Below are 14,687 nucleotides of genomic sequence, written 5' to 3'. Positions count from 1 at the left end.
TGTCAGGCGGGCAGTTTGACTGGGGCGGTCGCTCCCAAAGAGTAACGGAGGCGCGCGAAAGTCACCTCAGGGTGAATGGAAAACACCCAAAGAGCGTAAGGGTATAAGGTGGCCTAACTGAGAGATCGACAGATCGAACAGAAACGAAAGTTGGTCCTAGTGATCCGGTGGTCCTGAGTGGAAAGGCCATCGCTCATCGGATAAAAGCTACCCCGGGGATAACAGGCTGATGCCGCCCGAGAGTTCCTATCGACGGCGGCGTTTGGCACCTCGATGTCGGCTCATCGCATCCTGGGGCTGAAGCAGGTCCCAAGGGTTGGTCTGTTCGCCCATTAAAGCGGTACGTGAGCTGGGTTCAGAACGTCGTGAGACAGTTCGGTCCCTATCCACTGTGGGCGCAAGGTATTTGAGGGGAGCCGTCCTTAGTACGAGAGGACCGGGATAGACGAACCGCTAGTGAACCAGTTGTTCCGCCAGGGGCAGAAGCTGGGTAGCCAAGTTCGGTCAGGATAACCGCTGAAGGCATCTAAGCGGGAAGCCGTCCCCGAGATGAGATACCTGATTCTGTAATAGGAAGTAAGGCGTCCGGAAGACGACCGGATAGATAGGCCGGGAGTGTAAGAGGGTAACGCCCTTTGAGCCGACCGGTACTAATACGCCGAGGCCTTAACCTCATAAATCCTTTATAAGCCTTAAAGCATAAGGCATATAAGCTTCCGGTGCCAATGGAGGGGCGGAGACACCCGGTCCCATGCCGAACCCGGCAGTTAAGCGCCCCATCGCCGATGGTACTGCGGAGGGTATCCGTGGGAGAGCAGGTCGGCGCCGGTGTAATTTGAATGAGAGGAAGATGACTACATCTTCCTCTCTCTTTTTAATGTCTTTACGATTCGCTCTGTAGGTCGGAGAGAGAGAAGCCGTCTATCAGCTCCCTTATGATCTCTTTTACCTTCTCGATCGACTTTACCTTCGAAACGTTGCTCCCGCAGAAGAAGAGCCCGTTCTCCCAGTCGCCCTTGTACGCGCTTACGAGCGCGTCCGCTATGCAGAAGGTCTCGTTTTGGAGGCGCAGGAGGCAATGTGAGAGACACACCCTGCGGCAGACGGCCTTTTCGATCATGCCGGACAGATAGCGCTCGATCAGCGGGCTCATTATCGCGCGTCCGGGGAGCCCGCAGGGGCTCTTTATCAGCACCACGTCCTTCTCTTCGGCGTCGACATAGGCCTGCTTGAAGCGGTCGGAAGCATCCCCCTCTTCCGTCGCGGCGAAGCGCGTCCCCATCTGCACGCCGCTCGCCCCCATATCGAAAGATTTTTTCATGTCGCCGGAGTCCCATATGCCTCCGGCCGCTATTACGGGAATGTTGCGCCCGAGCTCCTTTAAATATTTCACTAAGGCGGGGATTACCTCCTGTAACGACAAATGCGTGTCGAGCGCCTGCTCTTCGTCGCGCGCGCCGAGATGGCCGCCGGCGGTGTTCGGCGTTTCGACAACGAACGCATCGGGGAATCTATTGTAATGTTTGAGCCAGCGGCTCGCTATCAGAGCGGCTGCCTTGACGCTGCTCACTATCGGCACGAGCGCGGTCTTGGGGAAGCCCTCCGTGAGCTGGGGAAGCTTGAGCGGCAGCCCTGCCCCGGAGATTATGATATTCGCGCCGGCTTCGCAGGAGGTGCGCACGAGGCTTTCGTAATTGCTGAGCGCGCACATGCAGTTTACCGCGATGATTCCTCCCTTCGACGCCTCCTTCGCCTGTTTTATGAAATTGGCGAGGATTTTGTTGTTCTGTTTATCGAATTCGCGGCTGTCGTTCAGTGCGTCGTATTCCGGATACGACGCGGCGAGTCCCACAGAGGCTATCGTGCCGATGCATCCCTCGGCCGCCGTGGCTCCGGCAAGCCTCGGGCCGGAAACCATTACCCCCATACCGCCCTGTATTATGGGGTATTTAGGCTCATATTCTCCAATTTTTAGCGAAGGCAATTCTGATTTTTCTTTAATCATGTTACTTCCTTCCCGAATTTTATTAAAAATATACCATCTCCACCGCTAATAGTGGAGTCACAATATATACTATTCTATAAGGCTGTTTTTTGCAATATCACTTGCAAGGCCTCCTGTGGTGCTCTATAAGTAATTTTATAGTTTACATATAGTTGACATTATGCTCCGATATAAATATAGTATATTTATTGTTTTATAAAAGGAGATAATGTTACATTATGGATATGTCCTCACGTTCCTTTGGGCTTTGCGACTGCGATAATTTTTTTGTTTCCTGCGAGCGCCGCTGCGATCCGTCGCTGAATTCGCGCCCCGTGGCGGTCCTTAGCGGCAACGACGGCTGCGTCGTCTCGCGTTCTGACGAGGTCAAGGCGATGGGCGTGCCGATGGGGGCGCCGTACTTCAAGGTGCGCGCGCAGCTTGAGCGCGCCGGCGCCGTCGTGCTCAGCGGGCGCCTTTCCCTATACAATGAAATATCCTCTCAAGTCATGGAGCGCGTCTCGCGCTTCAGCGACCTTACGGAGGTCTATTCGATCGACGAAGCCTTTTTCAATCTCGCCATCGCTTCCGTGGGCGACCCGGAAAAATATTGCCGTCTTCTGCGCAAAGACATCATGAAGAACTGCGGAGTTCCGGTCTCTATAGGAATCTCCGGCACTAAAACGCTCGCGAAGCTGGCGTCGAAGCAAGCGAAAAAGAGCGAAAGCGGCGTTTTCTGGCTTAAACCGGAACACTATTCAAGTGGCGCGTGGATGGGAGCGGTAGGGCTTTCCGACGTCTGGGGGATAGGCCGGCGCACGGCCGAGCGCCTCAACATCTATCACAGGATTCTGAACGCGTACGACTTCGCTTCGGCGGACGACCTGTTTTTGAAGAAAAATTTCTCGGCGCACGCGCTTTACACCGCGTGGGAGCTGCGCGGGCGCTCCGTCTACCCTTTGTCCAACGCGGCGCGTGCGCCGAAGTCGATACAGGTCTCGCGCTCCTTCGGCTGCGACGTCTTTTCTTATAAAGAGCTGCTTGAGGCCGTGTCGTACTTTACGCTCTGCGCCACGCGGCAGCTGCGCAGAGCGCGGAGCCTGGCGTCGCGTATGGAGGTTTTCGTCACGACGAGCCCCTTCAAAAAAGATAATTTTTACGCGCACTCAGAGGAGAGAGAATTTCCTTCGCCGCGATCGCTTGACTGCGATTTTCTGCACGCCGCTCGCGAAATGCTGCCGTCCGTTTATAAAGAAGGACACGCCTATAAAAAGGCCGGCGTACTGCTCTCCGCGCTGAGCGGCGCGGGCTGCGGCGTTCAAAGCTTTCTGTTCGGCGAAAAAAGCGAGTCCGGCGCGCCGAACGAAAGGCTGCGCGCTGCGGCCGGAGTCACGGATACGATAAACCGCGAATTTGGACGCGTAGTAATAGCGCCGGCCGACAACTTCGGCACGGCGGGCGGCCGCTGGCATCCGCTGAAAGAGCACTGTGCGGATAATTTTGCCGCCGGCGCGCGGCGCCCCTGCACTGCGGCGGAAGCGCCCGCGACGCCGATTCACGCCCGCCGCTCTCCTGCTCTATCGCCGCCAAAATCAAAGTCGTCGGACATCCCGTCTGGTGGCCCCATATTTCCGCCGAACTTCGTCAGCGGGACACCTTCTCATTCGGCTCCCGTACCCTCATAAACATCCCCCCATGTATAGGTATAATATTTATCCTATTTAGTGCTATATTGAAGAAAGGATGTGACAATATGATGGTAAACACAGACACCCTCATATCAATAACCGAAGCGAACCAAAACTTCTCCAAAGTAACAAGAATGGTGGAGCAAAAAGGGGCTGCCGTCATCTTAAAAAACAACGTACCCAGATATCTGGTCATTGAGTTCAGCCAAGCGGAACGGAGCGCCGAAGCCGCCGACGAAGATGTCATGAGCATATCGAAACGCCTCATAGAACAAAATCGCGAAGCATACAAGGTATTGGCTAAGTGAAAAGACTTAGCAAACGCCAGATTTTGCTCTTGCACTAACAACTGATAAAAGAAACGGGAAGCTGTGGCAGAGCGCGTGACGCCTGTCCAGCACATTTATGATGCTGGGAAAAACTGTTAGAATCCGCGACAGCCTCTCCTTTCGCCGGCTTCGGCGGTAAAGATATATATCCATCTTTGCTTCAAAAAGCGGCGAGATTGGGATACGGCCTTGCGCAAAACCATGCGTTTATAGACGGGAACAAACGCATAGCCGCGCACGCCATGCTGCTGTTCTTAGCCATAAACGGCGTTGAACTGCGATACGCACAACATGAGCTCTCCGACGTTTTTCTCAAACTCGCGGCGGGGGAAGTGAAATATGAAGATATACTGGAATGGGTAATAGAACACGAAATATAGCCCGTGCGCAACAATCGATGTCACACAGCCTTCCCGTTCAATCCATTGCCTGCCTAATCAGCATCACATGCTGACCGTTAGAGATATAGATTATCGTTCTCCCAGTCGCCTATGCGCAGCGCCATAAGCTTAGCCTGGTCGGCCTGCGGTAGTTCCGTCCACGTTGCTCCGGCTGCGCCACTTCGGGTAGATAAATTTTTTGCTCGTTGCAACCGCTCCTCCCCATGTAGTCGGCCAAAATTTTTTTGCCCGCTCTATCTCCCGCCGTTCTGTGGCGTACTTAAAAAATCAGCCCCGCCAAAGTCTTTGCGCGGGGCTGATTAACGATGTTTCTTAATATTGGCGGAGAGTGGAGGATTCGAACCCCCGGGGCCGCGAAGCCCAATTGATTTCAAGTCAATCACCATAGACCGCTCGGACAACTCTCCGGCCGCAGGCAGACATTATAACGGATTTATTCAGCCGGCGCAAGCCTTTTCGCCGAAGCGTCCGGGGCTACAGTTTAGGTTTACCAAACATGCGTTACGCCAACGACTGCCGGTGCTGCTTCTTAGATGGAAGCCTTTTCGTGATGTCATTGATTCTTTTTTTTGACTCCCTGTGCGGTAGAGGATCGATAAGCCTACAGTGCTGATTATCGCCGCACAATTTCTCATGCTTTTCAAAATTATTTCATATGATATATAATATTGTCCCATAATCGCTCGGCTTATGAAGCCGGTCTGAGAAGAGGAGCAGGAAAATGTTTAAAAAGCCCTTGACAAGAAGACAGAAATGCCCGACGCTCAGTCAGTCAGTCAGTCAGTCAGTCAGTCAGTCAGTCAGTCAGTCAGTCAGTCAGTCAGTCATAACTCATAAGCCGTCATTGCTAATCGAGCGGCCGTCTATGTACGCTATGTGCATAGACAGCCGCTTTTTTATTGGAGTTGATTGTGCAGCGCCTTGCCTATTGGCGCCGCCCATGCGGATGAGGCGGCGGACGCGGGAGAAAAAATTCAGAACCGCGATTATGCTTATTTAGAAATCAGCCGTTATATATTGACGCGGAGTTTATCGAGAATTAAAATAGAAGCGCGTGTAGCTTGTCGTTTTTGCGACAATAAAGATAAAAAACAATATAGAATGCACGCAAAAGGGGTATGTTAAACGGAAACGCTGCGAACATCACGGCTGCCGCGGCCGGATAGCCGTAGCGAAAAAGTTCATCGACGGTTTTCATTAGAATTAGCGGCTAAGGAGGAAATGCGAAAAATTTAAACATTCGATAGACGTGTGAGCGCGGCCGCCGACTACGGAAGGGCCGAGCGACAAGCGGGGATTTTGTTTTTCTGGAAAAGATATGCATGAAGGAGTGATCTGCAAAATGAAATGGAGATGTCAGAAAGTCTTCATAAAGGCTCTGACGGCGGTGCTCGCCGCCGCGTGGCTGGCTTCGGCGCCACTTGGCAGTCCCGGCGCGGCTGAGGTGCCTACATCCGAGACGCGCGCGGCCTATGTGGACAAGGCGTCGTGGGATAGGGTGGTCATGTCGGGCGGCAAGTGGTACAAAGCCAACGCCGACGGCACGGCCAATACGGCGCAGGAGGTCAGCGCGGCGAACGTCGTCATCGGCATGGCCAGCGTCCCCATTCAAAACGGGCTGCCCGTCGGGACGCTGCCGGATCGGCATTACTTCTCGATCAACGCCGACGACAGCGCGTCGCCCGCCGGAACGAACTACAACAACGACGGCGCGACGGGGACGGATGCCGTCGCCGCAGGCAGAATGGCGAAAGCTGAGGGTGCTTCCTCCGTCGCATTCGGCCCGGATTCCCATGCAGCCGGCGAAGGAGCCATTTCGATCGGCCGTATGAACCCAGGACAAGATTATCGTTATCAAGGTGCGCTGGGTAATGACTCCGTAGCGATCGGGACGGACGCCATCGCTGGAGTTAAAGATCATCCCGAAGTGAGCGCTTCCGTGGCGCTGGGCATAAGGGCCGTCAGCACGAAAACCGACGCCGTAGCGCTGGGCAGCTACAGCATGGCCGACCGCGGCCCCGTGACGGACAGTTCCTCGGTCTATATGGGCAGTAATAGAGGGGTGCGTGATACTGCCGAGAATACGAGGAGCGCCGTCGCCGTCGGGCGGACGACCGGCGGCCAAGAAACATGGGCGACGCCGTTCAACCGTCAGATCACCGGCGTAGCCGCCGGCACGGAGAACACCGATGCCGTAAACGTGGCGCAGCTGAAGGCCGTTGCTGAGGCCGCCGGCGCGGTCAGTGCGGACGACATGTACTTCCACGTCAACCCCGGCGCGGCGGTCGATCCCGTCACCACCAACAAGGGCTCCGTGACGGCCACGGCGGGAGCAGGCGGCGCCAGTTCCTTGGCGGCCGGCACCGACAGCTGGGTGGCAAAGGATGCTAAAGAAGGCGTCGCCGTCGGTCATAAGGTGGAAATAATCAGAGGAAAATACGGCACCGCTATGGGGGATAATATCCAAATCGATGGGCGTGACAGCAACGTCGCCATCGGCAAGGATATCAGTACTAATGTAGGCGCCGCCGGGGTTTTCGTTGGCAGCGAGCTTTCGGTGACCGGTGCAGGGACCGGCGGAGGCAACGACACAATCGGCGCCAACTCCCTGATCGGGTACAGGAATACAATGGTGGAGGGCTCCACCAGCGTCATGATAGGCAGCGACAACTCGCTGAAAGGCGGCGAGCCTGAAAATGCCAACATGAACGTGATCCTCGGCAAATACAACGATATTAACAAAGAAGCGGGAAACAGCGATCTGTGGGCCAAACACAGCACCGTGATCGGCGTGAGGAACACGGTTACAAATCCGGACCGCTCATTGATTCTTGGCGAAAAGAACATCGTCAAAGGTACGGGGCTTGAGACAGTGGATGGCAAGCAGCGCTCGAAGCTGGCGGACTCGGTCCTCCTCGGCAACAGCAACGACATCACCGATACCCGGGTCGTCTCCGTAATAGGCGGCGGCAACACCGTCTCGAACAGTCGCTGGTCCTCCGTCACCGGCGTCGGCAACAAGGTTCTGAACGCCGAAGCGTCGAACGTCATTGGCAACTGCAACAGCATCTTTAACTCAAAGCAGAACAACATCATCGGCTCCAACAACGCGCTCCCCGGGAGCAGCTCGCAGAACTTCGTCGCCGGCTCCGACAACACACTGGGAGCATACCTCGTTGGCAACCAGATTCTCTCCAGCGGCGGCACGGTGGCGGATAACGTCACAAACGGCGTGCTGATAGGACAGGGCGGCAGCCTGACGGCGTCGAACGCCGTGGCGATCGGCACAAACGCCAAGGCGAAAGACGACGATTCTATTGCTGTCGGCAGCGGCGCACAAGCCGGTACCGGAGACGCTCCCGGCCCCAACGGTGAGAATTTTGCCATAGCTGTCGGATACCAATCAAAAGCTCTTTATCGGGACGGTGTCTCGATCGGCCAAATGACTGAAAGCGGCATATCAGGTACATCGGTAGGCTCCAGGTCGAAGAGCGGAGAGCAGGGCACGTCGCTCGGTTTCTTTGCGGAAAGCGGCGTCTACGGTACGGCGGTCGGTGCAAATGCAAAAGCCGGTTCGGTCGATAACGGTACAGCTCTAGGAGCTGACGCTAAAGTTACGGTCAACGACGGCGTGGCGCTTGGATACGATAGCGCGGCCGACCGCGCGGCCTTTACGACGGATACGACGGCACCGTTCAGTAAAGCGGTCCTCTCGGCGGACAACACGCTGGGCGCCGTCTCTGTGGGCGGCAACGGCAAACTGCGCCAGATCGTCAACGTCGGCGACGGCACGGAAGACACCGATGCGGTGAACGTGAGGCAGCTTCAGGCGGTCGCCGATATGGCCGGCGCGGCCAGCGCTGACATGTACTTCCACGTCAACCCCGGCGCGGGAGTCGCTCCCGTCGGTACCAACAAAGGCCCCATGACGGCCACGGCGGGCGCAGGCGGCGCCAACTCGCTGGCGGCCGGCATCAACGCCAAGACGGGCAAGGATGCCGAAAAATCCGTGGCGATCGGCTATGGTTCCTATGCGAAGGAAGTCGGCGCCGTTTCGATCGGTAGTGGCGCCGGCGGCGAATATGGGGCCGGCATTTCCATCGGTGACGGCAGCGTTTCCCAGCGTTCCACCTCGCTTGCAATCGGAACCGGCGCGAAGACGGGGCACGGCAACGGGCCTACCGCCGGGGGCGGCGACATCGCCGTCGGCGACCAGTCTTTTGTTGAAAATTACGTCAACCAGGGCGGCGGCATCGCGATCGGGCAGAAGAGCCACGTTGAAAATATGTACGGTTCGCGGGAAAGCCTCTTTGCCTTCGGACAGACCGACTACAGCGGTGGAACGCCGGCCGATCCGTCGAAAGTCGCCACGGGCATCGCGATAGGCCAGAACTCCTTTGCCCGCACCGGCAGCCTGATGGTCGGCACCCACAATTATCGGGGGCTGCTGGGCGACGTCACCGTCGATAGCGCGAATACGAGGGAATTGAATTTGGACATCAACTCGACTACCCTCGGCACGAACAGCTACAACGAGGGCGCCTTCTCCACCGTGACGGGCGCGTACTCGATCGCGTCCGGAAACTACAGCACGGGCAGAGCGAAGAATTTCGGCGCCAACATTTACGGCGCTTTGAACAGCATTGAATCGGAGACGGCCGCCAGTCCTCTTTCCGGCGTCGCCAACAGCGTAGTCGGCACGGCGAACCGGACTTTCAACTCCAACGGTTCTCTGGTTTTCGGCGCCGGCAACGAAATTAAAAACTCCGTCGCGGTTATTACAGGTATGCCGACCAGCGGCGGAGATTCCGCCAAGGCGCTGGCCGACAGCATACGTACCGCGGTTAAATCTTCAGACGGCGGCGGCGCGACGCTGGCCATAGGCGGCGGCAACACGGCCGACTACACTCGAGCTTCGCAGCTGACGGGCGTGAACAACACTCTGACCGGCACGGCAAGCCAGCTGAGCGAATATAACCTGCTCGACGGCTACAAAAACACCGGCGAAAACGTCAGCCGCACGACGATCATAGGCTCTGAGAACACCGCCAAAAACGGCGAGTCCAACGTCATCGTAGGCGACAGGCGCACGATGGACGGGCGCAGCAACAACGTCGTCATGGGCTCTTCGGACGGCGCAACGGAAACGGCCGCGTCGGACGCCGTCATAGTTGGGCATAACGCCAACGCTCAAATCGATGGCGGCGTAGCGCTGGGCTCGGGCTCTACATCGGACAGGGCCACAACGGCCGCCGGCGTCTATGTGCCGAGCAACGCCGACGGCAGCAGCATAGAGGCCACGGCGAAGGGCGGTTACGGCGTCGTTTCCGTCGGCAACGGCAGCAATACGCGCCAGATAGCCGGAGTGGCCGCCGGCATCGAGGATACCGACGCGGTCAATGTGGCGCAGCTCAGAGTGCTTGACGAGCAGGTCGTGAAATACGACGACGCGACTAAGAAGACGGTCACGCTCGGCGGCGCCGGAGGCACGACGATCAAAAACGTGGCGGCCGGCGCGGCGGGCACCGATGCGGTCAACGTCTCCCAACTCAATAAAGTGGCCAGCGCCGACATGTACTTCCACACTAATCCCGGCGCGGCGGTCGATCCCGTGGCCAGCAACAAGGGGCCAATGACGGCCACGGCTGGGGCGGGCGGGGCAAACTCAGTTGCGGCCGGCGTAAATGCAACGACCTCCAAGAGCGCGGCAAACTCCGTCGCAGTCGGCTACAAAGCGGCGGTCAACGGAAGCAACTCAGTTGCGGTCGGCACCAACAACACAGCAGACCTCGGGACGACGACAGTCATAGGCAGCTACTCTTCGGCGACGGGGACACTCTCCGGCGCCGGCGGCGTCGCGATGATGGGCTATCAGAACATACTGAAAGACGCCTCCCGCGTCGTCATGCTGGGCAGCCAGAACAAATTGACGGGCAATGCGACAAGCAACGAGGCAAACAAAAGCGTGCTCATAGGGGCTGGCAACACAGTCAACCAGAACGCCGGCAACACAGTCCAATACTTCAAACACACCACGCTGATCGGCACGGACAACACGAACGTCGAAAACCCGGAGAACTCGCTGATACTGGGCAACCGCAACACAGTGAAGGGTACCGGGACCGAAAGCGTTCTGTTCAGGACGCGCTCGAAGCTTGCCGACTCGATCCTCCTCGGTGAGAGCAACTCAATGACGGATACGCGCCGTGTTTCCGTGATAGGCGGTACTAACACGGCGGCAAACAGCTATAACTCTTCCGTCACCGGCATCAGCAACAAACTGACAAACGCCAGTGCGTCGAGCATCATCGGCATCAGAAACACCATATCTATGGACGTTTCGCCTAGCACGTTTTTGGGTGACGCTACAAACGACGTGCAGGACAACATTATCGGCGTCGGCAACAGCATTCTGAACGCATCAAAGCAGAACAGCGTCATCGGCTCCAATAACACGCTCTCCGGGAGCAGCACGCAGAACTTCGTCGCCGGCTTCGGCAACAATCTGGGCGAAAGTATATCCGGCAACCAGATACTTTCCAGCGGCGGCACGGTGGCGGCTGGCGTCACGGACGGCGTGCTGATCGGGCGGGCCGGTAGACTGACGGCGTCGAACGCCGTCGCGCTCGGCTCCTCCAGTGCGGCCGACCGTGCGGCCTTCACGACGGATACGACGGCGCCGTTCAGTAAAGCGGTCCTCTCGGCGGACAACACGCTGGGCGCCGTCTCAGTGGGCGGTAACGGCAAGCTTCGCCAGATCGTCAACGTCGGCGACGGTACGGAAGCCACAGACGCGGTGAACCTGCGTCAGTTGCAGGCGGTCGCCGATATGGCCGGCGCGGCCAGTGCGGACATGTACTTCCACACTAATCCCGGAGCGGCGACCAACCCTGTCGCCACCAACAAAGGCCCCATGACGGCCACGGCGGGCGCCGGCGGCGCGAACTCGCTGGCGGCGGGAATCAACGCCAAGACGACCAGGGAAGCGGAAAAAGCCGTCGCTATCGGCTACGGCAGTTCCTCCGACGGTGCTGGCAGCATCGCCGTCGGCGACACGGCGAAAGTAGAATCCAACGGTTATCCGCTGACAAGCATCGCTGTCGGCAAAAAAGCCTACGTGCTGAACGGCACGGGGCAGCAGGAATACGAATTCAGCTTCGATAAATCCAACTGGACGGTCGGAGGAAGTTGGTTACATCCTACCTATACCCCTCACGATACGTCGCGCATCGCCGGCGGCATCGCCGTTGGCACCAATTCCTACGCGCGCACCGGCAGTATCCAGATCGGTTCCCATACCTTCACGGGGGCGATGGGCGGGATCGACGTCACGTCGGCTACGAACGGCGAGGCCAATATCGTCAATATGACGACCATCGGCTCCAACAGCTACAACAAGGCCGTTTTCGGGACGATGGTCGGCGCCTATTCCATAGCGACCGGCGATTTTGACGGTTCCGGCGGATTCAACAGCCTTCTTTACGGCTCTCAGAACTTCGGTGCCAACGTCGTCGGCTCGCTGAACAGCGTGCGCTCGAAGGGACATAGTGGGAGCAGCGGCGTCGCCAACAGTATCGTCGGCGTCGCTAATATGGCTGAAAACGCCAACGGCGCTCTTATCTTCGGCGCTGGAAACAATATCACAAATTCCATCGTTTCTTTGTCCGCTCCTTCCGCAGTCGATACCGTGGATGAGATGACGGAAGAACTGCGGAGAATGATTCAGGAGAAGGAAGGCGGCGGCGCGGTCCTTGCCGTCGGAGGCGGCAATACGGCGGATTACGCACAGGCCTCCCAGCTGATGGGCGTGAACAACACGCTGACCGGCACGAGCGGCTCTATCAGCAAATACAACCTGATCGACGGCTACAAAAATACCGGCGAAAACGTCAGCCACGTGACCATCATCGGTTCGGAAAACAGCGTGAAAAACGGCGAATCCAACGTCATCGTGGGCGACAGGCACATGATGGACGGGCGCAGCAACAACGTTGTCATGGGCTCTGCGGACGGTGCAACGGAGACGACCGCGTCGGACGCCGTCATAGTTGGGCATAACGCCAACGTCGTCTCCGCCGACAGCGCCGTGGCGCTCGGTTCATCAAGCACGGCCGACCGCGCCGGGTTTACTGTGGCGACGCCGGCCCCATTCAGCGCCGTTGATCTGAACGGCCAGACCTGGGGCGCCGTCTCCGTGGGCGGCGGCGGCCAGCTGCGCCAGATCATCAACCTGGCGGACGGCACTGAAGATACCGACGCCGTCAACCTGAGGCAGCTGCGCGGAGGGCTTTCATTTGGAGTCCGCAGCGGCGGTGGCAGCGTCGGTTCGCTGAATATGAGCAGCGCCGTCACCGCGCCGATATTTGAGGCCGGAGCCGGCCTGAAGGCGGAAATCAGCGGCACGAACACTATAGTATTCTCGGTCGATACCAGCAGCGACATCTACGCGAACCTCAAAGGCGAAAAGGGTGACAAAGGCGATCCTGGAGCCGACGGCAGAGGAGTGACGAAAGCCGAAGTCAACAGCGCCGGAGACCTTGTAGTCAGCTACACGGACGGAGCCGACGAGAACGCCGGCCACGTCAAAGGCGCAGACGGCAAAGACGGAGTCGACGGCAAAGACGGTATCGACGGTAAGGACGGCAAAGATGGAGCCGATGGCAGAGGCGTAACGAAAGCCGAAGTCAACAGCGACGGAGACCTTGTGGTCAGCTACACAGACGGAGCCGACGAGAACGCCGGGCACGTCAAAGGCGCAGACGGCAAGGACGGAGTCGATGGCAAAGATGGTAAGGACGGTAAAGATGGAGCCGATGGCAGAGGCGTAACGAAAGCCGAAGTCAACAGCGACGGAGACCTTGTGGTCAGCTACACAGACGGAGCCGACGAGAACGCCGGGCACGTCAAAGGCGCAGACGGCAAGGATGGAGTCGACGGCAAAGACGGAGCCGATGGCAGAGGCGTAACGAAAGCCGAAGTCAACGGCGACGGAGACCTTGTAGTCAGCTACACAGACGGAGCCGACGAGAACGCCGGGCACGTCAAAGGCGCAGACGGCAAGGATGGAGTCGACGGCAAAGACGGCGTCGACGGCAAAGACGGAGCCGATGGCAGAGGCGTAACGAAAGCCGAAGTCAACAGCGACGGAGACCTTGTGGTCAGCTACACAGACGGAGCCGACGAGAACGCCGGGCACGTCAAAGGCGCAGACGGTAAAGACGGCGTCGACGGCAGAGGCGTAACGAAAGCCGAAGTCAACAGCGACGGAGACCTTGTAGTCAGCTACACAGACGGAGCCGACGAGAACGCCGGCCATGTCAAGGGCGCAGACGGTACAAACGGCGTCGACGGCAAGGACGGTAAAGACGGAGCCGATGGCAGAGGCGTAACGAAAGCCGAAGTCAACAGCGACGGAGACCTTGTGGTCAGCTACACAGACGGAGCCGACGAGAACGCCGGCCACGTCAAAGGCGCAGACGGCAAAGACGGAGTCGACGGCAAAGACGGTATCGACGGTAAGGACGGCAAAGATGGAGCCGATGGCAGAGGCGTAACGAAAGCCGAAGTCAACAGCGACGGAGACCTTGTGGTCAGCTACACAGACGGAGCCGACGAGAACGCCGGGCACGTCAAAGGCGCAGACGGCAAGGACGGAGTCGATGGCAAAGATGGTAAGGACGGTAAAGATGGAGCCGATGGCAGAGGCGTAACGAAAGCCGAAGTCAACAGCGACGGAGACCTTGTGGTCAGCTACACAGACGGAGCCGACGAGAACGCCGGGCACGTCAAAGGCGCAGACGGCAAAGACGGAGTCGACGGCAAAGACGGTATCGACGGTAAGGACGGCAAAGATGGAGCCGATGGCAGAGGCGTAACGAAAGCCGAAGTCAACAGCGACGGAGACCTTGTGGTCAGCTACACAGACGGAGCCGACGAGAACGCCGGGCACGTCAAAGGCGCAGACGGCAAGGATGGAGTCGACGGTAAAGACGGAGCCGACGGCAGAGGTGTAACGAAAGCCGAAGTCAACAGCGACGGAGACCTTGTAGTCAGCTACACAGACGGCGCCGACGAGAACGCCGGCCACGTCAAGGGCGCAGACGGCAAAGACGGAGTCGACGGCAAAGACGGTATCGACGGTAAGGACGGCAAAGATGGAGCCGATGGCAGAGGCGTAACGAAAGCCGAAGTCAACAGCGACGGAGACCTTGTGGTCAGCTACACAGACGSAGCCGACGAGAACGCCGGGCACGTCAAAGGCGCAGACGGCAAGGATGGAGTCGAC

The 14,687-nt window shown here is 58.0% G+C and carries 5 protein-coding genes, 1 tRNA gene and 2 rRNA genes; 6 read left to right on the top strand and 2 right to left on the bottom strand.

Translation table 11 applies throughout. The features are described from left to right. A 23S ribosomal RNA gene (locus EH55_RS11570) occupies positions 1 to 674 on the top strand; the annotation flags it as partial. 41 nt (positions 675 to 715) lie between these two features. Next, positions 716 to 831: ribosomal RNA gene (gene rrf, locus EH55_RS11565) — 5S ribosomal RNA — on the top strand. A 52-nt stretch (positions 832 to 883) separates the two neighbouring features. Here rrf and EH55_RS11560 read toward each other — a convergent pair. After that, on the bottom strand, positions 884 to 2,005 hold the full coding sequence (locus EH55_RS11560; RefSeq protein WP_037978057.1) for an NAD(P)H-dependent flavin oxidoreductase: 1,122 nt from the start codon (positions 2,003 to 2,005) through the stop codon (positions 884 to 886). Between the two features lie 218 nt (positions 2,006 to 2,223). Here EH55_RS11560 and EH55_RS11555 point away from each other — a divergent pair, with 218 nt between their 5' ends. The 3 genes from EH55_RS11555 (at position 2,224) to EH55_RS14620 (ending at position 4,381) form a co-directional block, all read left to right on the top strand. After that, complete coding sequence (locus EH55_RS11555; RefSeq protein WP_051682874.1) at positions 2,224 to 3,669, top strand: Y-family DNA polymerase; 1,446 nt, start codon at positions 2,224 to 2,226, stop codon at positions 3,667 to 3,669. Positions 3,670 to 3,737: 68 nt separating this feature from the next. Beyond that, positions 3,738 to 3,980: a prevent-host-death protein gene (locus EH55_RS11550; RefSeq protein ID WP_037978050.1), complete on the top strand. Its 243-nt coding sequence runs from the start codon at positions 3,738 to 3,740 to the stop codon at positions 3,978 to 3,980. Between the two features lie 113 nt (positions 3,981 to 4,093). Further along, positions 4,094 to 4,381, top strand: a complete 288-nt coding sequence (locus tag EH55_RS14620) for a type II toxin-antitoxin system death-on-curing family toxin (RefSeq protein ID WP_328286387.1) — start codon at positions 4,094 to 4,096, stop codon at positions 4,379 to 4,381. Positions 4,382 to 4,721: 340 nt separating this feature from the next. On the opposite strand, the gene EH55_RS11540 is transcribed toward EH55_RS14620, so the two are convergent. After that, positions 4,722 to 4,809: transfer RNA gene (locus tag EH55_RS11540), tRNA-Ser, on the bottom strand. 935 nt (positions 4,810 to 5,744) lie between these two features. On the opposite strand from EH55_RS11540, the gene EH55_RS13645 reads away from it, so the two are divergent. After that, a partial coding sequence (locus EH55_RS13645; RefSeq protein WP_051682873.1) for a hypothetical protein occupies positions 5,745 to 14,687 on the top strand: 8,943 nt, incomplete at its 3' end.

This window comes from Synergistes jonesii, from assembly GCF_000712295.1.
GTDB lineage: Bacteria > Synergistota > Synergistia > Synergistales > Synergistaceae > Synergistes > Synergistes jonesii.
This window is presented reverse-complemented; position numbering and strand designations above follow the sequence as displayed.

What these genes read in the sequence shown, in the direction of transcription:
- EH55_RS11560 (WP_037978057.1), bottom strand. Translation starts at nt 2,005, where the DNA reads ATGATTAAAGAAAAATCAGAATTGCCTTCGCTAAAAATTGGAGAATAT.
- EH55_RS11555 (WP_051682874.1), top strand. Translation starts at nt 2,224, where the DNA reads ATGGATATGTCCTCACGTTCCTTTGGGCTTTGCGACTGCGATAATTTT.
- EH55_RS11550 (WP_037978050.1), top strand. Translation starts at nt 3,738, where the DNA reads ATGATGGTAAACACAGACACCCTCATATCAATAACCGAAGCGAACCAA.